23 protein-coding genes and 1 riboswitch are annotated in these 24,526 nt (G+C 33.3%); of the genes, 6 read left to right on the top strand and 17 right to left on the bottom strand.

Annotation, left to right across the window (positions count from 1 at the left end; translation table 11 throughout):
• Positions 1–414 precede the first annotated feature (414 nt).
• The 3 genes from HWV59_RS26755 to HWV59_RS26745 form a co-directional block, all read right to left on the bottom strand.
• Positions 415–1,692 (bottom strand): IS110 family RNA-guided transposase, encoded by a 1,278-nt coding sequence (locus HWV59_RS26755; protein WP_101569576.1) that lies wholly within the window; start codon positions 1,690–1,692, stop codon positions 415–417.
• A 444-nt stretch (positions 1,693–2,136) separates the two neighbouring features.
• Positions 2,137–3,426 (bottom strand): MFS transporter, encoded by a 1,290-nt coding sequence (locus HWV59_RS26750; RefSeq protein WP_235991920.1) that lies wholly within the window; start codon positions 3,424–3,426, stop codon positions 2,137–2,139.
• A 155-nt stretch (positions 3,427–3,581) separates the two neighbouring features.
• Entirely contained in the window at positions 3,582–5,060 is a 1,479-nt protein-coding gene (locus HWV59_RS26745) for a SulP family inorganic anion transporter (RefSeq protein ID WP_101567476.1), read from the bottom strand.
• Between the two features lie 187 nt (positions 5,061–5,247).
• Here HWV59_RS26745 and HWV59_RS26740 point away from each other — a divergent pair, with 187 nt between their 5' ends.
• On the top strand, positions 5,248–5,790 hold the full coding sequence (locus HWV59_RS26740; RefSeq protein WP_101567475.1) for a recombinase family protein: 543 nt from the start codon (positions 5,248–5,250) through the stop codon (positions 5,788–5,790).
• A gap of 196 nt (positions 5,791–5,986) precedes the next feature.
• Here HWV59_RS26740 and HWV59_RS26735 read toward each other — a convergent pair whose 3' ends face one another.
• Genes HWV59_RS26735 through HWV59_RS26725 form a run of 3 tightly spaced genes read right to left on the bottom strand, consistent with a single transcriptional unit; the run spans position 5,987 to position 9,685 of the window.
• Positions 5,987–6,964: a TniB family NTP-binding protein gene (locus HWV59_RS26735; protein ID WP_235991919.1), complete on the bottom strand. Its 978-nt coding sequence runs from the start codon at positions 6,962–6,964 to the stop codon at positions 5,987–5,989.
• The gene (locus HWV59_RS26730; protein WP_101567474.1) at positions 6,957–9,044 is read right to left on the bottom strand and encodes a Mu transposase C-terminal domain-containing protein; all 2,088 of its coding nucleotides are present in this window, start codon (positions 9,042–9,044) and stop codon (positions 6,957–6,959) included. The genes HWV59_RS26735 and HWV59_RS26730 overlap by 8 nt, the downstream gene beginning before the upstream one ends.
• A complete protein-coding gene (locus HWV59_RS26725; RefSeq protein ID WP_175640789.1) occupies positions 9,044–9,685 on the bottom strand; it encodes a TnsA endonuclease N-terminal domain-containing protein in 642 nt (213 codons plus the stop codon). Before HWV59_RS26725 ends, HWV59_RS26730 begins: the two co-directional genes overlap by 1 nt.
• A gap of 67 nt (positions 9,686–9,752) precedes the next feature.
• Here HWV59_RS26725 and HWV59_RS26720 point away from each other — a divergent pair, with 67 nt between their 5' ends.
• The gene (locus HWV59_RS26720; protein WP_101567472.1) at positions 9,753–11,570 is read left to right on the top strand and encodes a TniQ family protein; all 1,818 of its coding nucleotides are present in this window, start codon (positions 9,753–9,755) and stop codon (positions 11,568–11,570) included.
• A gap of 94 nt (positions 11,571–11,664) precedes the next feature.
• On the opposite strand, the gene HWV59_RS26715 is transcribed toward HWV59_RS26720, so the two are convergent.
• The 11 genes from HWV59_RS26715 to HWV59_RS26665 all read right to left on the bottom strand — a co-directional run bounded on the left by HWV59_RS26715 (position 11,665) and on the right by HWV59_RS26665 (position 19,712).
• A complete protein-coding gene (locus HWV59_RS26715; protein WP_101567471.1) occupies positions 11,665–13,539 on the bottom strand; it encodes a TniQ family protein in 1,875 nt (624 codons plus the stop codon).
• A gap of 121 nt (positions 13,540–13,660) precedes the next feature.
• Positions 13,661–14,356, bottom strand: a complete 696-nt coding sequence (locus tag HWV59_RS26710) for an adenine nucleotide alpha hydrolase family protein (RefSeq protein ID WP_175640788.1) — start codon at positions 14,354–14,356, stop codon at positions 13,661–13,663.
• A gap of 192 nt (positions 14,357–14,548) precedes the next feature.
• Positions 14,549–14,740, bottom strand: a complete 192-nt coding sequence (locus tag HWV59_RS26705) for a hypothetical protein (protein ID WP_102232156.1) — start codon at positions 14,738–14,740, stop codon at positions 14,549–14,551.
• A 42-nt stretch (positions 14,741–14,782) separates the two neighbouring features.
• The gene (locus HWV59_RS26700) at positions 14,783–15,544 is read right to left on the bottom strand and encodes a hypothetical protein (RefSeq protein ID WP_102232157.1); all 762 of its coding nucleotides are present in this window, start codon (positions 15,542–15,544) and stop codon (positions 14,783–14,785) included.
• Positions 15,545–15,665: 121 nt separating this feature from the next.
• The gene (locus HWV59_RS26695; protein WP_102232158.1) at positions 15,666–16,595 is read right to left on the bottom strand and encodes a hypothetical protein; all 930 of its coding nucleotides are present in this window, start codon (positions 16,593–16,595) and stop codon (positions 15,666–15,668) included.
• Between the two features lie 44 nt (positions 16,596–16,639).
• Positions 16,640–16,876, bottom strand: coding sequence for a hypothetical protein (locus tag HWV59_RS26690; protein ID WP_102232159.1), 237 nt, complete (start codon positions 16,874–16,876; stop codon positions 16,640–16,642).
• Positions 16,870–17,277, bottom strand: a complete 408-nt coding sequence (locus HWV59_RS26685) for a hypothetical protein (RefSeq protein WP_102232160.1) — start codon at positions 17,275–17,277, stop codon at positions 16,870–16,872. Before HWV59_RS26685 ends, HWV59_RS26690 begins: the two co-directional genes overlap by 7 nt.
• Positions 17,274–17,804, bottom strand: a complete 531-nt coding sequence (locus HWV59_RS26680) for a hypothetical protein (protein WP_102232161.1) — start codon at positions 17,802–17,804, stop codon at positions 17,274–17,276. The genes HWV59_RS26685 and HWV59_RS26680 overlap by 4 nt, the downstream gene beginning before the upstream one ends.
• A 717-nt stretch (positions 17,805–18,521) precedes the next feature.
• Positions 18,522–18,668, bottom strand: coding sequence for a hypothetical protein (locus HWV59_RS26675; RefSeq protein WP_175640787.1), 147 nt, complete (start codon positions 18,666–18,668; stop codon positions 18,522–18,524).
• A gap of 152 nt (positions 18,669–18,820) precedes the next feature.
• Positions 18,821–19,135 (bottom strand): hypothetical protein, encoded by a 315-nt coding sequence (locus HWV59_RS26670; RefSeq protein WP_102232162.1) that lies wholly within the window; start codon positions 19,133–19,135, stop codon positions 18,821–18,823.
• Between the two features lie 253 nt (positions 19,136–19,388).
• A riboswitch (cyclic di-GMP riboswitch) is annotated at positions 19,389–19,471 on the bottom strand.
• Positions 19,472–19,496: 25 nt separating this feature from the next.
• Complete coding sequence (locus tag HWV59_RS26665; RefSeq protein WP_102232163.1) at positions 19,497–19,712, bottom strand: helix-turn-helix domain-containing protein; 216 nt, start codon at positions 19,710–19,712, stop codon at positions 19,497–19,499.
• 208 nt (positions 19,713–19,920) lie between these two features.
• On the opposite strand from HWV59_RS26665, the gene HWV59_RS26660 reads away from it, so the two are divergent.
• The 4 genes from HWV59_RS26660 to tnpC all read left to right on the top strand — a co-directional run bounded on the left by HWV59_RS26660 (position 19,921) and on the right by tnpC (position 24,421).
• On the top strand, positions 19,921–21,276 hold the full coding sequence (locus tag HWV59_RS26660; RefSeq protein WP_102232164.1) for an IS1182 family transposase: 1,356 nt from the start codon (positions 19,921–19,923) through the stop codon (positions 21,274–21,276).
• A gap of 252 nt (positions 21,277–21,528) precedes the next feature.
• Positions 21,529–22,131, top strand: a complete 603-nt coding sequence (locus HWV59_RS26655; RefSeq protein WP_102232165.1) for a GGDEF domain-containing protein — start codon at positions 21,529–21,531, stop codon at positions 22,129–22,131.
• Positions 22,132–22,404: 273 nt separating this feature from the next.
• Positions 22,405–22,758: an IS66 family insertion sequence element accessory protein TnpB gene (gene tnpB, locus HWV59_RS26650; RefSeq protein WP_235991923.1), complete on the top strand. Its 354-nt coding sequence runs from the start codon at positions 22,405–22,407 to the stop codon at positions 22,756–22,758.
• Positions 22,759–22,840: 82 nt separating this feature from the next.
• Complete coding sequence (tnpC, locus tag HWV59_RS26645) at positions 22,841–24,421, top strand: IS66 family transposase (protein ID WP_102232168.1); 1,581 nt, start codon at positions 22,841–22,843, stop codon at positions 24,419–24,421.
• Positions 24,422–24,526 lie beyond the last annotated feature (105 nt).

Genomic DNA, 24,526 nt, shown 5'->3' with positions numbered 1-24,526 from the left:
TCTAGTAGCAATAATGCATAAATAAAAGATACCCTCCCTCTATAAATATTGATATATCAACGGTTTGACCCGTTGGTGGGATGTCAAAAAAATATTTTTCGACAAACACCCTAACAGAATTTAATAAATATGTGATTCTCTTACAATTAGTGGGTACGCTACGCGGTCACTACTGGGTAATGATGGTAAAGTAGTGATCACAAAGTATACGATGCACAATGGATCTCTGCGTAGCTTATGATGACGTACCCTCCCATGTCTCTGGGCATCCAAGTGCCTACATTCCTTCGTTCGGTCTAGTCATAAGGCAGAGGCTAGCGAAGCTCCTTTAGGGACTCAAGGTCGAATGGATGATATAGTGCCAGCTTCTCCGTGTCATCCTGTTGTCTAGGTCGTTTAAGGGGATGCAGGACTTTACATAGCCTCTGCGAGGCCAGGAATATCCTTCATCATTCGCTTTGCGTCAAACGCTTTGTGCTTCGTGCTGATCCCATGAAGAACTTTTAAGAGTTTCCCGCATAGTACCACGATGGATTGCTTCTTGCGTAACGGATTATCCTTACGGTTTGTGTAATATTCATGCAGCCTTCTAAAGGCATCGTTATGGCGAACCATCGGCATCATGACTCGGAATAGGAGGGCGCGTAGCTTTCTCCTGCCCCGTTTAGAGATTCTCTTTTGTCCTTTGTGCTGACCGGAGGAGTTTTCCCGTAATGTCAATCCCGCGAGTTTGATGAGTTGGCGTGGATCTTCGTAGTGTGAGAAGCTTCCGATTTCAGCTAGTAAATCAACAATGGTCGTATCTCCAAGTCCAGGTACCGTTGAGAGCCATTCATATTCTACTGATGTTTTAACAAGCTCGACCAGGTGCTGCGTAATGCTTTCAATCTCCTGTTCCAACTGGTGGTAACGGCGAACGAGAGTGGCAATTTCTATACGGGCCATCTCCCGTCCCTCTGTAACTCCGATGGAGTTAGAAGCAACTTCAATGAGTCGTACTGCTTTTGGCCGTTGGGGGGATTTGAGCCCCTCCACCTGACGGTAAATTGCCAATACCTCATCCGGCTGTTTTTGGTGAAGATCAGCCGGAAATGGAGTGCATTCCAGGACAGCCATTGCCATCTTCCCGAATGACGGAAAGACCTGGGTGAACTCAGGGAAATAACGGTCCAGCCAGCGAATGATCATGTTTTTAACGGCTCCCAGCTCCTCTGTCAACTTGCTTCTAAATGTTGAACCCACACGGAGTTCAGCCTCCATGTCCTTTAGGATGCGAGGATAGCTGAAGCGCCCATCTTTGATCAAGCGAGCGATGACTAGTGCATCCTTACGGTCATGTTTGGTTGGCAGGTTGTCATCCAGCTCCTTTGATCGCTTGACGTGCATAGGATTGGTCATGACTAGGGGGATGCCTCGTTCCTCAAGGAAATAGGCCAGGTTAAGCCAGTAATGCCCTGTTGGTTCAATCCCAACTATGACTTCCGTTTTTCCGAAGTCTTTCATGGCATCCAAAATACGCTGATAAAATCTCTGAAAACCGTCGCCAGACTGTAATACCGAGAAAGATTTTTGGAGCACACGCCCACGGTCATCGACAAAGCAGGCGAAGTGTTTCCGCTTGGCAATATCGATTCCTACTACGAGTGTTTGTTCGGTGACTTGATTTATTTTCTGGTTTTGTTTAAAATCCATGTTGGAGTCCTCCTTGGTTACCTAAGTTAGGGGTCAATTCGGTGCACGATTTGACACCCCGTATCATACCAAGAGGGCTCTTTTTTGTTCAAGTGCCCGAAAATCCTTCTAACAGGAATGCTCCTTAAAGAAATATTTCAAGGTTCTATGAACCTGAAATTCAACAACAATCTACTTAGAACCCCACAAAAGCACGAAGGATATAAAATAAGACTTTTTAGTGAATGTTTATAAAAATATTGAATATATAGAAAAAACCACCAAATTGTATTTTGGTGGTTTTTCAATGAGTTGATTAGCATCTACAATTGGACAGATTAAATATATCAAAGTATATCTTTATAATCAAGCATAATCATTTATAAATTATTAATAATTAGTTTACTTTACTATAATTAAATATAATTTAATATAACTAATCCACTTAAATCCTAACAAATAATGTTACGCACTAGTAAGATTTTTTTCATTATGCTCTTTAGAAGGTTTTGTTGCTTTCCAAGCCAGCAAACAACCAACTAAAGGAAAGATCATAGTTGCATAAAGAATTTCATTGTAGCCATTAAAAAGATCAAATGCGATTCCGAACGGTAATGGGCCAAATGCAGAACCTATGACAGTGATTGACATAGCAAGCCCTTTGATACTTCCAATATGTTCTCTACCAAAAAAATTAGGCCAAATAACATTCAAAGCAATTCTTTCAATTCCGGCAAAAAAGCCCCACAACACCCCGAACAATAGAGCTAGAAAAAAGGAATCTGCTGTTATTGCAAGGATTAAAACAAGAATTTCTCCAATGAACGTAAGAAATAACATATAATTTGCTTCGATTCTTTCTAAAATGAAACCTGAAAGAAAAGTTATTGGAAATCCAACTAAAGCCATTGCACTAAGAACAGTAGCTGCAAGCTGTGGAGAAAGGTCATTTTCACCAAATATTGAAACCAAATGAAAAGTCAATCCTGTGTTCACCATAGAAGGAATTCCTACACAGCATAATAAAAACCAAAATGTTCTCGTTTTCTTTGCTTCAGCTAACGTCCAACTACTTTCATAAACGACTTTATTTTTATCAGATCCACCCTCTGGTTCCTTCAAGGCTACCTTATTATCAGGTGTTAACCCTACATCCTCTGGTTTATTTTTCACAAAGACAACAACAATAGGTAAAAAGATAATGAGTAAAAGAACTCCCCAGAATCTCCATGTTATTTCCCAGCCCCACAGGTCAATGGCCCATAGATTAATAATTGGAAACAGTGCCGAGCTTAAGAATCCTCCTATTGCCATAAAGCTAAATGCCCTACCGCGTTTTTCGATAAACCATTGAGGAATTAGGGTATTAGGTAAGAGTGTCATTGATCCCTGACCAAACAATCGAATCATAAAAAAGCCTATTGCTAACATCACAATATTTGTAACAAAGCTATTCCAAAAGCAAGCTAACGCAAGTAAAATTGTGACAAAAATCATAAAAAATCTTTGACCATATTTGTCAATATACTTACCTACTACCATCATTAACAATCCTGCTGCTAAGGTTGCGATCGAGTAAATTGTAGAAACCAAAGACCGACTCCAACCAAAGTCATTTATATAGTAATCAATAAATATAGCATTGGAATATGTTTGACCTGGTCCGGAAAAAAATACTCCTAACGCTCCTACTGCAACTATCATCCATCCATAAAAAAATGGTGTCTTTATTCCGTTTCCTTTCCTTCCATTCAATTAAAATGTCCCCCATCAATTTAAATTTATCCCACTACAAGAAAACGCTTTTAAATCGAATAATCTTTACCGATGCTAATTTATACTTTCTTAACGTATAAAATAAGAACATCAAATCATCCAAGATTTGATGTTCCTCTCATAACAAAATATAATTAATGATTCGCTACTTTATTAAGACCGCCTGGTTTATTATGAACAGCAATTTTTTCTAATAGCTTATCGCTTTCAGTATTTAAACCAATCAAGTTAACTCTCACACCATTTTGATGGTATTTTATAACAATTTTATCAATGGCTCCTACTGCCGAATCATCCCATAAATGAGCATTTGTTAAATCTAAATCAACCTCTTTTACATCCTCTTTATAATCAAAGCTTTCAACAAAATCGGTAACGGAGGCAAAAAACAGCTGACCAGACACCCGGTAGATCTTTTTCCCAGATTGACCTGAAGACAAAGTCGTAATCTTCACTTTAGATATCTTAGCCGCAAAGAAAATAGCACTCAGGATAATTCCAACAAGCACTCCTTTGGATAAATCATGCGTCATAATAACAGTGATAACTGTTACAATCATAACTAATGTATCAGTTAAAGGTACCTTATGCAGTGTTTTTAATGATGACCAATCAAATGTTCCGATTGATACCATTATCATGACCCCTACAAGAGCAGCCATTGGAATTTGCACAAGGAAATCATTTAATAACAGGATCAGAACCATTAGGAAGACACCTGCGACCAACGCTGATAATCTACCTCTACCACCTGACTTGACGTTAATAACCGATTGGCCAATCATGGCGCAACCTGCCATACCACCAAAGAAACCTGAGACGATGTTAGCAATCCCTTGACCACGTGCTTCTTTGTTCTTATCACTACCGGTATCTGTCATATCATCGACAATTTGAGCAGTTAGTAAAGACTCTACTAAACCAACAATCGCAATAGATAAAGAGTAAGGGAAAATGATTTGTAACGTTTCAAAGTTTAAAGGAATATCAGGTAATAAGAAGATTGGTAATGCCTGGGTTAACTCACCCATATCCCCTACAGTCCTCACACCGCTTCCCGTCATAACTGCGATAAGAGTAATCACAATGATAGCAACTAATGGAGACGGAATAACCTTTGTGAAGCGCGGTAATAAGTAAATAATAGCAAGTGCTCCTGCTACCATTGCAAACATCTGCCATGATTCCCCTACAAAATGAGGTAATTGTGACGTAAAGATAAGAATAGCTAGTGCATTTACAAAACCTGTCATCACTGAACGAGGCACAAATTTCATTAGCCTTCCCAATTTTAAAACACCCATGATAATTTGAAGAATTCCGGTTAAAATAGTTGCTGCTAATAAGTATTGAAGTCCATAATCAGCAACCAAGGTTACCATCAAGAGGGCAGTTGCCCCTGTTGCAGCGGAAATCATGCCGGGACGCCCTCCAACGAATGCTATCGTTACAGCAATACAAAACGATGCATATAAACCAACCATAGGATCTACACCCGCTATAATTGAAAAAGCAATTGCTTCAGGAATTAAAGCAAGTGCCACAACAATACCGGCTAATACATCACCTCTGATATTTCCAAACCACGAATATTTAATTGTATTTGAATCCAAAAAAGATCCTCTCCCTTTTTCGTTTTTATTAATTTAATGACTTTCAACTCTCATGAAAGTCAGGCGATAATCAATAAGGAGAGTTTACCATTTCCGTTCCCAAAAGTGAACCCTTTTGGGAATAAAATAAAAAATGAAATATGTGGTATTATAGAAAGGTTATATTAATTATTAAGGAGAAGCTATAATGTTAGTTGGTTATGTGAGACCTTATCAAGAGGACTTAGATTGTTCAGTACAAATAGCAAAACTTAAAGAAATAAACTGTAACAAGATATATAAAGAAGAACATAATTCCCCAAAACGAAGAACTCAACTTGAAACAATGATAAATAACCTAAAAAAAGGTGATACCGTTTTAGTAACTAAGTTATTCTTATTAGCTGATACAACAAGACATTTGGCAGATCTACTGGATACATTTACTGAAAAAGAAAGCTACCTACATTCCCTTTTTGAAGGAATAAATACAAATAACTCATCCCTATATCATTTTACTGACATCATGCAGCATATCGTCCAATTTCAAAGCGACATTATCAGTGAAAATACAAAAAAAGGATTATATGAAGCCAAGCAAAAAGGAATACCGACAGGAAGACCAAGAAAACCTGATGAAAATGTAAAAAGGGCAATTGCTATGTATCAAAGTAAAAGATATACTCTTGCAGAAATTAAAGATGCAACAGGAATTAGTAAATCAACTTTATATCGATATTTAGAATCTTAGACTAATTAAAAAGCCTTATAAATTTCAAATTGATGTTACACCAACCTGCACCATGTTATATGTAATACCAAAAGTTGAATAAAACTTGTTTGGGTAATATAGCAACTTTTAAAGATTTGTATTCCTGTAAGTATGTAATATATTACAAAAGGGTACTTAGAAGGTTTAATCATAACTTTCCAAGTACCTTTATATATTATGCTAAGTTCTTTCTATCCTCTACATCAAAAGCTTCAATTATATTAAATCTTTCATCACCAAATGGATTAATAATGTATGGACGGTTTGATATATTTATCCTTTTAAACGCTTCATATAGATGATTTTCATCAATAAAGTCATTCCCATTTTTAGCTGCCAATGTTGTTGCTTCTACAAGAAGTTTATTAACATAGTGTGGAATACCCCTACTTACATAATATATTTTATCTGCTAGATTTTTATTTGCTAAATCAGATTTATGAATAAATGGCAACTGTTCATCAATACTCTTTAAAAAAATTCTAAAATCTATTTGATCTTCTTTTCTCATGTAATCAAAACCAACCATTTTAACTTTCTCAGTAAACCTTCTATCTAATTGATCATTGTGAGCAAAGATTTTTTCTGATTCTGGCATACCACAAAGAATTATTGGTACTCCCGCATCATCACAGAACGACTTTACCCAATCTGATGCTTTATTTAATACATGTTTCGTATCTCTATCAATCAAATGCTGGAATTCATCTATGATTATCAGCTCAACTTGGCACATTTTTATAAAATGAAGTAGCCTTGCCGTTTGGCTATTTTCTGTTCCTTTGTCATATGCTGGATCACCTAATGACCTTAACAAACTGGCAGCTACAGATTTTGGCGTTGCCCCAACAGGAACCTTATTATAAAGAACCGGTACTATTGTATAACCTTCATCATTAATAAATCTTTTATATTGTTCTTTATATTCTTCTAATAGAGTTGTTTTACCTACGCCCGTTCTACCAGAAAGAAACAAAGAGTCAGCTTTAACAGATCCTTTTGAAAAGAAGTGCATTTCTTGAATCTTCTCATATATCTCTCTATACCTTGGGTGTTCTACTATAATCGATTTTACATGTTCCCTTCTATTCCTTACTTCTTCTAAACTTGCCGGAAATCCATTTAGCCTCTTAAAAGATATATATTTAGGCACATGAATCACTATCCTCTTTATTATTTTTTAGAGTTATACCCCAACTTGGAAGTTCATCAATTTCCGTGTCTTCATATTCCATAAAATCATTTTGTTTGTAATTATCTTCCTCTTCTTTAGACTTTTTAAGTTTCAGCTTACTTTTTCTTATTTCCTTTTGCTTAGACTCATTAATTTCCTCTTCTAAGATAACAATATCTTCATTGCCCACTTGTATTTCTACCTCGGTATTAGTTGGTAATACTTCATCAATAAGAAAGGAAGAATCAATAGTTTCATCAGGCTCTTGTCCTTTTTTCCACTTTTTCACTATCTTCTTATCTCTATTTTGAATTAATCTAATTTTTCGTTTTGCTAAGGCCCTGGTCTTTGGATCAAAGGAATTCTTTATTTCTAGTCTCCTTTTTGAATCTATTTCAAGTGCAATATATGGAACAGGTAAGCCCATATTTATTTTCTTTCTTTGTAAACTAGTTGCTTTTGCAATAATATAATTATTGTTAATAGGATCATGCACAAATACTTTTCTCATATCACTAAGGTCATATCTAACCCTAACTTTTTCGTCTTCCCTATTTAGTTTTCTAAACTTATTCTTTAAATCAATCAATTCTTTGCAATAGTAATATTCATTTTCTATTACTACGCCTTGGTGTTGTATTTTCCTTAGTTCAGAGCCTGCTACAAGCATTATCTTAAGTTCATCAATACTTCTTGGAATCTGTAATGTTAAATGAGGCTCGTTTTCAATACCTCTATGCCATATGTTATGAGGGGAATCCCCTCTTCTTGTTTCATAGGAATGTGAAATCATATCCACCATAGCAATATGCATCATATAGATTAATCCTTGCATTGTAATACATGCTTTTTCCGATGAATTATATCTACCCTTTTCAATAAAGTTAGAAAATGTAGTACCTCTCAAACCGTGAACAAAATGTGTATTTAGATTTCTAAATGCTCTTTCAATGGTTCCTTTTTGATATCCTGCATCAATTTTGCAGAATTGAACTTCTTTTACACCAACTTGATAACAAGCTTCCTCAAATTCATAAGAATCGTTTACACTTGCATTATCAACAACAATTGTATGGGGAATTCCCAAAGCTGCCCATTGCTTATCAACAAGTGGATACATTTTCTTTATATATGTTTTTGGCCTAATTATATGAATCAAACACTGTTTTAAAGCTTTACTATCAACAGGCTTGAACGTAATAAAAAATCCTAAAGGCATTCCACTAAATTTATCAACTCCATAAATCAATGTTGGCCTTTTTGGCTTTAAATCAGAGGGGTCTATTAACATAACATCTACAGGAGTCCAATCAATCTCTACCCTTTGCAAAGGCTTATTCGCAAATACTTCTTGCTGAGATCCATCTTTCATTAATTTAGCTAGAACTGCCCCATATTTTTCTTTATCTTTTTTATAAATATCAATAATTTGTTCTTTTCTCCTCCTAATTGTTGATCGAGAAGAGTAAGATATCTTTTCCTTTTTGTCTAGATTAATATTAACTTCATCTATTCGTACAATAAATTCCGAATATATATCCTCTATTGTGTGCTTCCCATCACTGTATAAAAAATATTCTATTGTTTCATCCAGTATCTTAAGTTTTAATTTATTACTTCGGCTACCTTTAGGTCCTCTCTTTAAAGGTACAAGTGATCTTATATCTTCTGTTCTTTCCCATCGTTTTTTCCATTCATAAAATGCAGACTTCTTAACTGTGCCATCTAGTGTTTTAATATACTCATCAATTTCACTAGGTAAAATTTCACCTTTAATTATAGGCTTTAATATGTTATACCTTTCTATTGCTTGTCTTTTTAGATTGTCATCGAGATCATCTAAATTATGTGTTTTAAGTAGTTTATTCTCTTCTTCACTTATTCTAAATAACAATTGACCTTCATGCCATAATTGGAGTAATTCTTCCTTTCTTCTTAATTCAATTATTTTATAGTGTATATTTTCTATTTCATAGTCCAATTCAAGTTCTCGGCGAACAAGATATTCATTATCTTTTATCATAAATCTTGATCCAGATTTAAAATAGTATCCGGCCATTAGCAATCACATCCTAGAATAATTGAATGTTCGTTTAGTAGCACAGAAATTAGATCAGTTTTTATTTGATGTGTATAGATTAAATAATAGAGATTACAATCAAATTCTCTTTTACTAATGTGACTCAAATTACCTCTTAAATTAGCTTTTGTAGTTCTTCCTTCAAGATCATCTAGTTTATTAACTATTTCTGTCATAACTCTCTTACTTGTAGTTTCATATCTAACTTCAGTTAACAAATCAATGTTTTCAATTAAAAATCCTTTACGAATATCCTTTTCAGTTATTACTATATAGTCCATTCCTTTATTCCTACTGTACATTTTTCCTACTTGAAACTTTATCTTATTTATCTCTTCCTTTGTCTGCTCAAACGCCTTCACTTCATAGATATATCTCTTTGAATTACTTTTTTGCACCAAGAAGTCAGGGTAATATTTCTTTTGTTTTCCCTTATATAAATAATCTATCCTGAGAGGTTGGAACTCAAAATATACAACCGTTGGATCGAAATCTAATAATTTTATAAAATCCCTTTCTAAAGTACTTTCCCAAGGAATCATCCTATACATTTTAGTACTATTATGCTTTCCTCTTATACTGAGCTTACTGCTAGCTTTTATTTTCCTAGATCCATTCATAAAGTAAACCTCCATACATAAAAAGTTTATTCAAGGGAAAATTAGGAAAAAACAAGGTGATTATAATATGCTAAAATATCCGAAACCTTATTCAAATGAAACATTATTAAGTTTTATCTATAGAGTTGCAGAAGAAAATAAAATGGAGAGTTCTAGTTGGATTTTACATTGCTTCAAAAAATCCCTATCTGTAGAAGTTATAGAAAATTTAGTGAATTGGTTATGTGGAAGTGACTTAGATGAAATAGCAAATTACCTGAAGATACCATTAAAGCAGGCTCAATCTCTTACTGTCATTAATGATCTTAAGAAGTTAAATCTTGAGGTGAACAATATAACAAAAAATCAGTGGTTTTTATACTCAAAAACGAGATATTGTCCCCTATGTTTAAAAGATGGAGCATATCAAAGGAAAGATTGGATTAATAGCCATTCTATTATTTGTTTAAGACATAATTCCTTTTTATTAGATACTTGCACAACGTGTCAAAAGCAGATAAATGTTACCAATATTATACAAGATAATTGTTCAAGTTGTAACAAAAAACTATCATTTTCTCATATATATGAAAATGATATGACAATATTATTTTTATATCAACAAACAATAAATCAAATTTTTAATGAAGATAAATTCACATATGAGCATAGTTGGATAAATACCCCTATTCAATTTTTAAAATCCTTGGACTTTTTCGCATTATGGATTTCAAAGCTTGTTGATTCCTCTAATATCTCTATACCTAATAAAAAGATATATTTTGATGGGAATGTCATAGAAAGACATACTTTGAAAAATTTCAAAACTATTGAACAAACGATTTGTTTATTCAATTTTTCGTTTAAGATTCTGAGCAATTGGCCAGTAAACTTCTATGCATTTTTAGAGTCTATTGAATCCACCAGCAACTTACCTTATAAAAGTTTTTTGAAATATGGTGTTCCAAAATTAATTAACACAGATCTATGGCATATATCAAAAGCCGTTACTTCATATATTACTTCTAATAAGTTAAATCTTTGTGAAAATGAATATATAAGATCTGATGAAATTAAGTACTTTAATACAAAGTTTCAAGGAAACATATTACACTCTAACCTGCTAGAGAGTCATAAAATAAATTATTATGGAATTAGTTATACATTTGTTAGAAGAAAAGATGTAAATAACATTTTCAAAAAATTTGGGTTGAGTTATTCAAAAGAAGAATTGAGAGTTCATTGGGGAACAAGTTCTAGGGCAACTACCTCAATTTTAAAAAGTGGTCTATTAAAAAATGTTATTTCATATCAATCCGGTTCTGCAAATACATGGTTAATACCAACTTCATCGGTGGTTGCACTAGAACAAAGAATTTATGAAAAATGTACATCTATTATAAAGGAAGAAGCTATTTCGTTATCAAAAGCATTTGAATGGGTAGGACCTGATAACGCTAATCTGATTATAAAAGGAATATTAACAGGTAAAATAAAAGTACAGTTTACAGACAAATTTTCAGAAACTATAATTGCTAAACGTGATTGTTATTACTTTTCAAGAGAAGATTTAATAGCTAAGAGTAAAAAATTGGGATACTTTATATGGAGAGATTTAGTCTTTATCTTAGGGGTGAAAAAATCAGACCTTGACTATTGGTTTGATACCGGTCGTTTTGGTAAGTCGATTTCTATTCATCAGTTAACTGAATCCAGTGTAATTAAATTTCTAAATGATTATATAACTACGTACGAATTATCAATGTATTTAGAAATACCTGTTAAAAAATTATTAAAAAGGCATCAATCTGGTTATTTCAACTCATATTCTGGGCCAAGCTATAATGATGGAAAGAGATTATTATTTAAGAGAGATGATTTTATAAAGATTTCAAATTCGATATAAATACCACATTTTTGTTTAAAATATTAGAACCATACACTATAGCAAGCCCTTTATTAAATAACAATTTTCACTTAAACAGAACAGAAAACATACACTATGAATTTATTTCTGCTAAAATTAGCTTTCTATTTATTTCATCACGGTAAAAAAGATATCCACCACTGTTCGCAGTCGATGCTACAACGATTTCGATATCCATTCTTTTGATTCTGTTTATCAATTGGGTACTATTTTGGTTAAGAACCTTTGCAATTTCAGGAAGGGTTATATATTTCCCTCTAAAAATCTCCAATTCTTCCCTATCAATTAATACCTTCTTACTGTTTATTTTATTAAATTTAATAATACCTTCTTTTATCCAATGATCCATGACCTTGTTATTTGTTTTTAAAATCAGCATAGCTTCCTTAATAGAATAAGTATCTTTTGGAGTTAAGATTAGATCTTCTTCAATTATTTTCTCTAAATCTTTCTTATAGAACAAATAGCATTGTAATCCAATACCTTTGCCCTTTCCAATTGGTCGAAGTTTTCCTGAAAGTATTTTTTCTACCAGTTCATTAGAACTTTTTTGCATACATCCCCATGAATGAATGCAACCATTAAAATTAATTATTTTATTTTTCTGATTTGTCATCTCAACATCGCTATTTTTCAAAACGTGATCGAATTTTTGCAATAAGTCCAAAACTGATTTTTTATCAAAGAGGATTTGCATTGTTGTTTTAGTCTTCTTTTTTTCAAAACCACTTATTACTCCCATATCGTATAACTTGAGTACCAAAAATCTATTTACTCCTAAGATAGATACTACTTCTGGTAAAGCAATATGAGACTCTCTAATTTTTTTATAGTCCTGTAAACTATCATAATCGACATTTAAAAACTCTTGTTTACCTACAATTTCTCTTATTCCTTTTATTAATCCGTCATCTATCAACTTTGCTATAGTATCATGATTAACCTTGAGTATCTTACTTGCATTATTTCCAGAGACATATTTGGTCTCCCCCTCAGCAGCTTCAAAGTTATTATATCTATTAAAGTAGCCTTTATTAAAATTACTTTTTATATAGTTTTCGAATTCATTTTTTATAAAATCAAAACACGGATCATTAAATTGAGAATAGAGCTTCATATAAAATTTTCCGAAGTATGTAGTAATTCCTGTTTTTCTATCTTTCCTCTTTACCGATTTTCCGTAATTATCTAAGAATTCATAAAAAGAAGTTGGCCAAGATGTGAATATTCTAATTGAATCAACAATTACTTCAATGAATCCATTTGAATGAATAAATGAACTTGAGACTTTAGCTTGCTCACCGTATCTTTCAAAATATAATTGATTGACAATGAAGAGTAATATATATGTAAATTCTTCAGCTGTTAAATTAATTAAACAACCTTTGGTATGTTTTTCTTTAGTGAAAATACCTTCTAAAAAACTTCCCATTCTTGAATATTCTATTGGTATATGTAAATGAGGCAGTTCATGTATTGGAAATCCACATAGACATGTATTCATATTTTTTAAATTACTTGAAATAAACTTTTTGCATTTTGGACACATATCAATCAAAAGCAAGTTGTGTTTACTACAGAAGATATTAAAACTTATATCCCAGAACTTATTATGATAACCATTCTCTTTAAAACATTTAGGACAGTATTTTGAATGTCGATTAATTCCTTGCCTTATTAAAACTGGAAGCCAATCATTATTTTTTGAAAATATGTGAAAGTAAGTTAAAGCATATAATTTTAAGTAATCTTTATTAAGGAGTTCGGATAACTTTAGAATATCATTTTCTATTCCCACTCTTGTCTTTAGATTTAAGCTAATTTTCTTTAACGAATATATCCAATTAGCATTTTCATATCGATTTTCTAAAGCAACTCTTTGAATAAAACCATTAATGCTTTCATTATCATAGGGATTAGGAACACATAATAGATGATCTACTTGCATACAAAAACCCTCCTTAAAAAATAAGAGACCATAATAAGGTCTCTCATAGAAAATTAACGAAGTTTTATTCCGCACAATTATGAAAACTCATTCCGGAGAATTTTGAACAAATTCCGGTTAATTATGAAAATTTACACTGAAGTTTTACACCGAATGGAAATTTTGTATACTCCATAAGCTTGAACCATAACTCATCTGAAGTTACAAACTTCAATGGGGAATAACATTGTATTTCCTTGAAATCACTATGTCTGCTAAAAAAAGAATCCGCACTTAACTCAAAGCGCTTAATAGATGCTTTCCTTGCAGCTGACTCAGATAATCGGGTTCCTAACATTAAAGTCAGTCGAAACCTCTCTTGACTATCAATAAGAACGGGAGCAGTTGATAATAAATTCTTCAATTTTCCCTGAGTAACACCTATCTTAAGTGAATGGGTACACCATCTATGGCGAGTATTCGGAGTAGAAATTAACGTACCGCGTCCAAGAACTTTCCACCAAAAGGAATTTTTAAGATTTGGTTTTACAAGGTTCGCTTCAATAGGTATCTGCTGTTCAATAGCACATCTCTGAATGCTTTCTATAGCCTTGTAAACGTAATCTGTCATATCTGGTGTTTCAACTCCAGTATCGGATGAAATTAAATGAACGGTCTTTTTTCGTTGTTCTAAAGGTAAGGAAGAAAGCATTTCCCATAACAGTAAGAGCATTAGGGAGCTATCTTTACCTGCACTAAATCCCAAAGCTATGGGCAAATCGTCTCTTAAATATACCTCTTTCATATGATCCTTTATTTCTTGAAATATATCTTTCATCTTTGTTTGTCCACTACTAAACCATAAGAAAGGGAATGAAAGTCCCCTTTGCTAATGATTTAGCAAGAGGACTTCCCCCCTTATTTGATTTTTAATATCTTACTTGATCTTTAGTAATATTCGAACACCTTGAAAGAATTTTTCGAAAAAAATTACTCTAAATTTTTCTAAAAGCGAATTTCGTAATAATTTCTATCTTGAAATTACTTCATATTGTTCTAATCCGCATAATTTAGCTTCTAAATTTGCTCTGTATTCACTCGAAAAGAAAGTCTCAGGTTTTTCAGAAAATCCTTCAAAATAAGCATTTTCATTATAGTCACCCAATTTGCAATTAAATTTAATATATCCTCTCTCACATTTCACAACATAAACTTTATTCATATAGATTCTTTCTTCCTACTTTGATTTGAAGACTTTGACATTCTATGAATTTAGTATCCCGTAGCTTTTCATCAATCTTGTGAAAGCTTCATAGATACCGTCTGAATCATTAGAATTAATCTCTTCTGTTGCTCGAAACGTAGAAGGTTCATCTATACCTACTTCTCTTGGATCAATGTCCATTTTCATTGCTACAGATTTTCTATCTTTCGTAACATTAAAATGATAGTCACTGCCCCAACCCGTCTCACATGTGATCGAGAAGGATAAAGTACTACTAGAAAGATGAACCGACATTAAATCTAAAATAGCATCCTCATTATTATATAAAGAAGTTAAAAAATTAACTGTCTCTTGAAAATGCTTCTCTACTCGTTTTTTTGGTGTTATATCAAGAATCTCCTGCGCTTTACTTATTGCATTACTCAGGAAAACAGTTAGATCTTCAAAAGAAATGCATTCCAGATATATAGATTGCATAGATGGCTCAGGTGAATCTGAATTATGAATCCATCGTTCCCCCATAGTAACGTGACCTTTATAAGGATGGCTTTTTATAAATGCAAAAGCTTTAAGCTCATTACTATTACCCTTTAAAAAGATATGAAGAGCTTGTGTGACAGGTTTATTCCCGCTTGTACGAAGTGTTCTATAATACGTCAAGACTTCCACTGGCATATCCGAAGGTGATTTAGCAAATTCCTTCTTAATATCAACATCTCTAACTGCCACTTTGTTGAAAATACCTAACTCTAAACATTTTGCTGCTACTGGAATTAAGTTCGCTACCATTTCTACTGACATAAGTCTTCCTCCTATTGTTAAGTAGATTACTTACACAATCTCTTAACTTATTTAATTTTTTTATTTATATATAAAAAGGACAAACCCAAACTAATTAGGTATTGTCCTCTCATATGCTTTATTAACCAAGATTCCGTAATGATAAATTCACTCGACGTTGTCCGTTCATAGACATTATTTCACGTTCAACATCTAGGGGCATTACGATAAAATCTAGGCGGATATCATTTATTGTTTTAAAAGCATCAATATCTGATTTCGCAAGTAACCCTGAATCGATATACCATTGAACCTTACTACTATCCGGTAAACAATTCTTTATTAAAAAATCTTCTCCGTAATCCTCAAACAGTTTAAAAATTTTATATTCAGGCTGATTTGCTATAAGTGAGACAGAACCATAGGAATGGCTTAATTTCTTTCTTTCCTGTAATTCCGAACACTCTAACATCTCAATTTTTGCCCTGTCATACAATTCTTCATACTGCTTTAGACTTGGATTAAGATTTTTAAATGTCTCAGCCAAGTAATTTAGTTTATAGCCTTCATAGTCAAAATCAGAAGATCTAACTAGCTCTTTACCCACTTTATTAAAAGAAGGTTTCACGTAATATGAAGGATTTCTTTTGTAGTTTTCAAGTTCTTCCCTTAGTTCTTGATTTTCTTTTAAAGATTTAACATCTATTTTGATTGCCTTACATACAAGTTCAGGAGTTAAATAATAAAATAGATATTGAACAATTCCTTTATAATCTACATCGAAAATCTTCTTTGGGACAAACTTGGCCACTACATTAAACTTTTCAAATTCATGACGCTTTGCTTCACTTTCTCTTAAATGCATATACATTGAATTTTTAATTGCTTTCAATTTACTTTCCGTTTCCTTTAAAAGACCATAGGTACCTTCTTGAATGAGGTTCTCCATAATCTCCGCAGCATTAGGTTTAGGTTCAAAAAATGCTCGATTTGTCCTGGAACACTTCTTACAAACCTTAATATCAAAATGTATACTCTCATTATTTAATCTACAATTTCCACAATCTTTCATAACAATTTCCTCCTTAGAATAGATTCAAATTAATCAAGAACAACCTAGACTAAAAGCTGAATATCACTTATAGAAGCATTGAGAATAGTTATTTCTCTTCTCGACTTCATAGCAACTTCAACTCTAATTGCTTTACTTTCGGAATTACCTAAAGTGATAGCGTATAAGAAGCCTAAATTTGAATCAGTTCTAATAAACTCTCCATTGTTCTTCAGCATAGTAAAAAGTCTTTCTTTCATATAAGCTGGTTTAAACAATTCTTCGATTTTATTAACTAGCATGATATTCTCTCCTCGGATCTCTTAATCGTTAGATTTGTTGAGTCTTGATAATTCGCTTTGACAAACTCTTGAACATGCGCTTCATCTACAGCATTCACCGTAATTTTCTTCTGCTTTTCCCCTTCAAAAAAACTAACGCAATACATAAACTTTTCTGGTCTTTGAACACCATCAAAGAATTCATAATCGGGTAAAACAGAGATAACTTTGTCCGTTTTAATAATTTGAGGAAGGATAAATTCATTAGCTGGATTGACGATAATCCATGCAGGATATCCCAATAACAATTGGAAAACAAAAATATCTCCCTCTCCTATAACTTCTCCACCATTTTTAACTAGAAAATTTGATCCTATAGTAAACTGACAATCTTCCGTATAAAAATTAAATTGTTTACTCATATAGCAACTCCTTCAACAGAAAAGAGATCGTAGTCTGACGGCATTATTTCCTGTCTAAGACATTCGATCTCTTTTATCAACTCTATAAGTCTAAAAGACTTTACTTTTTTTCGAATTTGAAGATTTACAGTTGAGTCAGGTAGACAAATAACGCCTACATTTCCCTTCTGAAAAATTCCTCTAGTCTTTGATTTCTCAAAGGAAGATCTTCTAAATAAATCTTTAATCCAACTCTCTTGGTTTTTTGACTGATGATGCAAGGTATATTCGACTGCGTTAATTTGTGGTTGAAAACAACCCATTGACATGTCAAAAAGATATAACGCTCCATCAATTGATCCATTAAAATAGACTCTGTACCCATAAGAAGATTGATGATCCCCATATTTCTTAAATGGTTCAATAACAAATTGAGTTCCATCCATCTCCCATATAAAGTCACCTTTTACTTCTTTGAAATGTACTGATTGTAGGGCAGGACCTAACTTTGAAGGATGAACTGGCGCAAAACAGGTAAGTTTAAACACCTTCTTCAACTCCTTCCTCTTCGATAAGACAATCTTCAGAACAGAAGTTTTTTCCTCTTACTCGAAACAAAGTCTCATCACAACAACTACTACATACACAACAACTTGGTAGACATTCACCTTTCATAAAATAATCACTCTTTCTAAAAGTTTTTTTTATTCAAACTCGCTCTTTCCCAAAAACTAACAAAAAAGCCCCTGGGCAAAGGTTTAATAAGGACACAAAAGTGTCTAAAACCTAAGCCCAGAGGCTACTATGTTTGATCATTAACAGCTGACCTTATGTAATAAATGGTCGCATAAAAATAACAAAAGAAAAAGTTTGAACATATTTATTATAGACTAAATAAATGCACTATTCAACGTTAAGTATTAGCTGATCACTTATAAGGCTAACACTAGTTCTCTTAGCTTTTAGTTTTTATGCCCACTCTAGATTTTCTGCAGATACAATCCTATCTAAAATGCCTGTTCTCCCAAAGTTAATAATCTCTAGTTTAGTTCTACCATAATACCAATGATAGTTTGTTGTATTTTCTAAAGGTTGATATGTTGTTATGAGTAAAGCTTCGACGACATCATTAAATTTTCGTACTGTGAATCTTTCACTCTTTCACCTTCTGGAAATGAATGAACTCCAAACCTAACTTTCAATTCTCCTCTTACAGTTGATAGCCATTGTTTTTCATGTTCTGATAGCCTTTGTAAAAAACTCCTTTAAGTTTTACCAACATAAAGTAATGTTTCGTACCCTATGTATTGACGGTAGATTGCATAAATACCACTGTTATTTAATGCAATCTGATTATGAATTATGTTATTTAATAAATAAGGACCATGCCATTTTATGTATACTGTCGTCATATTTTTCCTCATGGTTATTAGTTAACCTATAGTCTAAAATCGTGCTAATCTATAATTCTATAAATATATTTAACTACAACTACATACCAATAGCATGTATATTAGTGAAAAGTTTAAACAAAAAAGTAGTCTGATATATAATCACGACTACTTTATACTCTACTTGAAAGGTATTCTCTAGCATCATCTCTAGATAGCTTAAAAGTATTAATTATATACTTTTCAGATACTATTTCATCTCTTTTAAGACCTCTAAAATTAGATAAAGGTATATCTCTAGATTTTGCGTATAAAACTTCTATTTTTTCATTTAAAGAATGCGAAAAAACTGTTTTAATTTCTCTAGTAAGTGAAATATGTTCTTCTACAGTATTTTCATCTATTAAAGTTAAACTTTCTCTCACTACAAATTCTCTTGCAGCTACTAATATATTATCTATGCTCTCTCGTTCTTGGATTAAACTCATTAAAAAAACCTCACTTCTCTTCTTCTATTTTTATTATAGAAAAAATCATAGATAAAACTTTTAGATTCCACAATTTTAATAGAAATAAGAATTTTTTATATTATTATAAATTGTTCTTAATATAATTACGGTATTCCATATAATTATTGGGGGTAATCTTAAAAGTGAATTTACGAAATTGTAACACACCTCAAAAACGCACGAATAAATCTGAATACAATAAATTCTTTAGTTGGCAATAAAAAAAGCCATCTATATAATGGCCGGTTGCACTACTAGCTCCAGATTGTTCAAGTGCCCAAATAAGAACAGCCTATCATTGCTTCCAAGTATTTGTTTAATGATAATTACTTCAAAATTATTAGTCAAAATTCAACAAATCACACATTCTAACATCTAATGCATGTGCAATTTCATAAATATTTTCAAGAGAAATGTTACGTAAACCTCTTTCCACATCGCTAATATAAGTTTGATGTAGATCAGTTAAATCTCCTAATTCCTCTTGAGAAAAACCTTTTTTTCTCCTGTGATACCTAACTTTCTGACCAAACTTTATCTTAACATCAATTTTCATCGAAATTTCCTTTCTTATGATTAAGTTTACTAATATTGAAAGGAAAACTCTATAGATTATAAGTTATATTTCCTATTAATTGAATGAATTTCATAATTATGAGCCCTACGGGCTCAAGGCTTCTGAGAACTAAAAAAAGGAGTACCTCCCCAAAATGTCGAATTTAGTAAGCACCACACAAACTAATAAGACTGGAGGAAGACTCCCTATGACTATTATACGACAAGGAAGCCTGTTTGACCTACAAGAATTATATGATTTAGAACCTACCCAACGGTTTGAAGCTATTTTTTCTACTATTGACATTGAACAAATCTTCGCTGTGGTAACGAAGAAATCCCGTTTTGGTAGACCAGTTGAACTTAACTATGCTGCTATGATTTACTCCTTGGTTGCTAGAATTTCAGAAAGAATCCCATTTATTAAAGATTTAGTTAAACGATTGAAGAATGATATGATTTTCCGTCTTGACTGTGGGTTTTTAGTATCTGATTCCGTACCATCAGATGCTGCTTATTCACGAATGATTACTATCATTAGTGAATCGAAGGTTTTGGAAGAGGTTCAAGAAACTCTTCTTCTTCAAGCGATATCCGAAGGATTTATTACGGATGATACCATTGCCATTGATGCCACACACTTTGAAGCACGCGATCAGGCACCTCCAAAAGATGAAAAACCTAAAAATGAACCCAAGAAACGTGGTCGCAAGTCCAATGAGAAAAGGGAACAATGGTTAATTGAAAAAGCAGAACGTGAAGCCAATCTTCCTCTTTTTGAAAAGAAAATTGAAGAACAACTGGACGTTCCTTTAGCCGAACTTCGCCATGAAATTCCTCAAGACCCTCAATGGGGTGTAAAGAAGAATAGCGAAGGGAAAAACGTCTTTTGGTTTGGCTATAAGGCCCACTTAGCAGTTGGCTCAACGAGCCAATACATTTTGCAATCCCTTTTTTCCTCTGGCAACCTTAATGATGGAAAGGCAGCTATTCCTTTATTAACATGTATTCATGAACGTGTGCCTCTTCCAAATCTGCGCTATGAAACAATGGATGCTGGATATGATTTCGAACCTATCTATACGCAGATTCATCGAATGGGACATCAATCTGTTATTGCTTATAACAAACGCAATGAGCCTGAACCTATTGGCTTTGATAAACATTTCGCACCAACATGTGTCAGAGAGCATTCCTACCGTTATGACAGTTTTGATCCGAAATATGAGACACTAAAATATACTCGACCAAAGGAATGTAAAGACTGTTCTTTAGCGAATGATGGTCTTTGTCAAAAGGTATACAAAGTGAGAATCACTACTGATTTGAGAAAATATACAGCACCAGCTCGCGGATCAATAGCTTGGAAGACGATATTTAAACGCCGTACCGCTGTGGAGCGTGTGAATGCTTATCTAAAGGGATATTTCCAGCTGGACAACGTTCGTTATCGTACTGGAAAACGTGCCAAAGTTCATTTTGACTTAGTAACTTTAGTTTATAATGCTTCAAAATTAGCTGCCGATCGTATCAATGCCGTGTTAATTCAACAACAAGCAGCTTAAACATTAAAAAATTTAATAGAAAACAAATTCTGAAGGTCTGTGTTTCTTTAAAATAAGTAATTATGAAATTGATTCAATTACCAAGAATTAATATATTTTTTTAAATTCATATTATCAAACAAGGAAATTATAATAAAAGTATAATACAGGTCTTTGGACACAGGAATAGGTTTATTAGAAAAAACACGAATTTTTTAGAAAGAATTTCCTTTACCTCTCCTCCCCCATTTCTCAAATATAGTGTTTTTTGAAATGCAAACGCTTTTACAAAATTCTTTCAAGCAAATGTCCACTATAAAAGAATTAAACCCGCTTGCTGAGTTTAGTTTAAATTCTTTAATTAATATCACTAAGTATGATCAAAGTTTATACCTTACAAAAGAAAAATCTCATTGGTGTATATTAGCCCATATAGGTGAAATTCCGAAAAATCATACCTATAAAGTACCTAAACAATATCTAGAAAAAATCATGTATAGAAATGATGTAAATCAACATCAGAATTTATTAGGTGTTATGGATGTTCGTTCGTTTTTGTCTATACCTATTAACAGCAGAGATCATAAAGGACTTCTCATTGTGTATAGTAAAGGAAAAAATGAGTATATAGATAATTATCAAAAAGAGGACATTTTGCCGTATTTTCGTGAACAACTGACTCATTTAATAGATAATCTTATTCATTATCAATCTTTACAACTATCAGCCACGTATGATTATCTTACGAATGTATTAAATCGAAGATATTTCTCAGAAGAAGCTCGGGATATGTTAAATACCACTTTAAAACATAACAGGAATGTTTCAATTTTACTAATAGACATTGATCATTTTAAACGAGTAAATGATACATAGTAAGCCCGTATTCAAACGACGCATATAAATAGAACTGCACCTCCGGTAATATGATCATATCAATATTAAAGGAGGTGCTTTTCATATGCCTGATCAAAAACTGACTATTGTCCCCGTTACGCTTCTTCCCGAAAATAAAAGTAAATCCGTGTCACCACCAACTAGCTCTTCCTCTAGCATCTGTACAATCAAAACGGCAAATGCGGAAATCCTCTTTTATAATGGTGTAGACGAGCACATCATCCTAACAATCATGAGGGAGTTGAAGCATTGGTGAAACATGATTATACGGATGTGAAAAATATCTATATTGTTTGCGGAAAAACTGATATGCCAAAAGGGATTGACGGATTAGCTACTCTGATCCAGGATTCTCTTGAATTAGATCCCTACGGGGATTCTATATTTCTGTTTTCCGGATGGAAGAAAGATAGATATAAATGTTTGTACTTTGATGGAGATGGCTTCGCCCTTCTCTATAAACGTTTAGATAATGGGAAGCTTCAATGGCCTAAAGATGAACAAGCAGTACGTAATCTATCCCAAAAGCAGCTCAGGTGGTTACTCGAGGGCTTAGCTATTCAGCAGCCAAAGGCCATTCAACCATCGGATAAAGGAACTTTTTAAACACTGTTATTTTTTCTTTATCTCCCCCGTTCGAACTGGTTATAATAATAAGAACGAAACCGAACGGAAAGTGGTGAATGATATGGTGAAAGCTTCTTCTACGAATGAAAATCAGAACGAGAAAATAATTCGGCTGCTTGAAGAGCAGTTGGCTCATTCAAATCAACAAAACAAAGAATTATCGAAACAGATTGAAGCATTAACCGATCAAGTACGCCATTTAACTAAGCTTTTATATGGATCAAAAACTGAAAAAACGAAATATAACGCACCAGACGGGCAAGGTACGTTATTTGATGATGACCCGGTTTTTAGCGAACCTGAGCACACAGAAGAACAAAGCCAACAGACTATTTCTTACACTGTTGTACGAAAAGTTCAAAAGAAAACAAGAAATGATTCATTGCATGATGGCATTGAAGTAGAAGCTATCCATCATCATCCGGAAAATACGACCTGTGACTGTTGCCAAGACCAAATGATTGAAATAGGCAGTTCAATCGTACGTGAAGAGGCTGAATTTATTCCTGCCAGAATGAAGAAAATACAACATATTGAGCATGCATATGAATGTAAGAATTGTAAAAGTGATCTATCTCAAAAAGCGCAAATTAAACGTGGAAAAGCACCGCAACCTCCCATTCAACGTAGCATCGCAGGTCCAAGCGTTCTTGCCAAAGTAATACATGATAAGTTTTCACTATACTTACCACTTTACCGACAGGTAAAGGAATGGGATCGTTCTGGTCTGAGTACTAATGATAAGAACCTTTCAAATTGGGTTATTCGTGCATCGCATGATTGGCTATTGCCTATTTACGAGCATATGAAGCATTTAATGATGTCTAAATCGCTCATGCATGTCGATGAAACGTATGCACAAATTATCAATCGATCCGATGGGAAATCTGGACAAACCAATGCTTATAATTGGGTATTTCGAAGCGTGCCGAGCCAAGGGCCAATAATAACTCTTTTTCAAAGTTCATTATCACGTGGTCGATCTGTTCTTGAAAATTTCATTAAAGGCTTTTCTGGAACGATTATTTGTGATGGTTATTCCGCCTATGACAAAATTGAAGGTGTCACTTTCGCCAATTGCCTTGCGCACGTTCGTCGCTATTGGTTAAAAGTGGAGAGCAAAAACGGACAAATCGGTGTAAAATATTGTGATGATTTATATCGATTGGAAAGGCAATTCAAACACCTGTCTCCAAGTAAGCGCAGAAAAAAACGGCAAAAATACTCAAGGCCAATCGTTGAAGAATTTCTAGACTGGGTTGAAAAATCCCCATTCTACGGCAAAAATGCGCTTGCAAAGGCAGCAGAATATACTTTAAACAGAGCGAATGGTTTAAAAGCATTTTTGATGGATGGTCGTATCGAAATTGATAATAATCCAGCAGAAAATGCAATTCGACCGAGTGTTGTGGGTCGCAAGAACTGGATCCACTCAGTTAGTGAAGCTGGTGCCAAAGCCAACGCTATCTGTTTAAGTATTGCAGAAACTGCAAAAGCAAACGGTGTGGATTTTTATCGATATCTATTGAAATTATTGACGGATTTACCTAATCTAGATATCTATCAACAACCGGAAATTTCAAATCAATATATGCCATGGTCAAAAATGATCCAAGCTGAATGTGGAATTAAAATGAAATAACCGTACATCTGACAAAAAAAGTCATGATATATGGTTATTTGTCATGCATACCGGAAAGGTGCGCTTATTTTTATAATTCGGGCTTACGATACATATGGTCATATT

Origin of the sequence: Metabacillus schmidteae (assembly GCF_903166545.1) — a bacterium.
Lineage (GTDB): Bacteria > Bacillota > Bacilli > Bacillales > Bacillaceae > Metabacillus > Metabacillus schmidteae.
The sequence above is the reverse complement of the archived record's forward strand: the minus strand, read 5'-3'. Positions and strand labels throughout refer to the sequence as shown.

Excerpts from the sequence above, each read along its gene's own strand:
- HWV59_RS26755 (WP_101569576.1), bottom strand. The coding sequence starts at position 1,692 with ATGGATTTTAAACAAAACCAGAAAATAAATCAAGTCACCGAACAAACA.
- HWV59_RS26740 (WP_101567475.1), top strand. The coding sequence starts at position 5,248 with ATGTTAGTTGGTTATGTGAGACCTTATCAAGAGGACTTAGATTGTTCA.
- HWV59_RS26730 (WP_101567474.1), bottom strand. The coding sequence starts at position 9,044 with ATGGCCGGATACTATTTTAAATCTGGATCAAGATTTATGATAAAAGAT.
- HWV59_RS26725 (WP_175640789.1), bottom strand. The coding sequence starts at position 9,685 with ATGAATGGATCTAGGAAAATAAAAGCTAGCAGTAAGCTCAGTATAAGA.
- HWV59_RS26720 (WP_101567472.1), top strand. The coding sequence starts at position 9,753 with ATGCTAAAATATCCGAAACCTTATTCAAATGAAACATTATTAAGTTTT.
- HWV59_RS26715 (WP_101567471.1), bottom strand. The coding sequence starts at position 13,539 with ATGCAAGTAGATCATCTATTATGTGTTCCTAATCCCTATGATAATGAA.
- HWV59_RS26710 (WP_175640788.1), bottom strand. The coding sequence starts at position 14,356 with ATGAAAGATATATTTCAAGAAATAAAGGATCATATGAAAGAGGTATAT.
- HWV59_RS26705 (WP_102232156.1), bottom strand. The coding sequence starts at position 14,740 with ATGAATAAAGTTTATGTTGTGAAATGTGAGAGAGGATATATTAAATTT.
- HWV59_RS26700 (WP_102232157.1), bottom strand. The coding sequence starts at position 15,544 with ATGTCAGTAGAAATGGTAGCGAACTTAATTCCAGTAGCAGCAAAATGT.
- HWV59_RS26695 (WP_102232158.1), bottom strand. The coding sequence starts at position 16,595 with ATGAAAGATTGTGGAAATTGTAGATTAAATAATGAGAGTATACATTTT.
- HWV59_RS26690 (WP_102232159.1), bottom strand. The coding sequence starts at position 16,876 with ATGCTAGTTAATAAAATCGAAGAATTGTTTAAACCAGCTTATATGAAA.
- HWV59_RS26685 (WP_102232160.1), bottom strand. The coding sequence starts at position 17,277 with ATGAGTAAACAATTTAATTTTTATACGGAAGATTGTCAGTTTACTATA.
- HWV59_RS26675 (WP_175640787.1), bottom strand. The coding sequence starts at position 18,668 with ATGACGACAGTATACATAAAATGGCATGGTCCTTATTTATTAAATAAC.
- HWV59_RS26670 (WP_102232162.1), bottom strand. The coding sequence starts at position 19,135 with ATGAGTTTAATCCAAGAACGAGAGAGCATAGATAATATATTAGTAGCT.
- HWV59_RS26665 (WP_102232163.1), bottom strand. The coding sequence starts at position 19,712 with ATGAAAATTGATGTTAAGATAAAGTTTGGTCAGAAAGTTAGGTATCAC.
- HWV59_RS26660 (WP_102232164.1), top strand. The coding sequence starts at position 19,921 with ATGACTATTATACGACAAGGAAGCCTGTTTGACCTACAAGAATTATAT.
- HWV59_RS26655 (WP_102232165.1), top strand. The coding sequence starts at position 21,529 with ATGCAAACGCTTTTACAAAATTCTTTCAAGCAAATGTCCACTATAAAA.
- tnpC (WP_102232168.1), top strand. The coding sequence starts at position 22,841 with ATGGTGAAAGCTTCTTCTACGAATGAAAATCAGAACGAGAAAATAATT.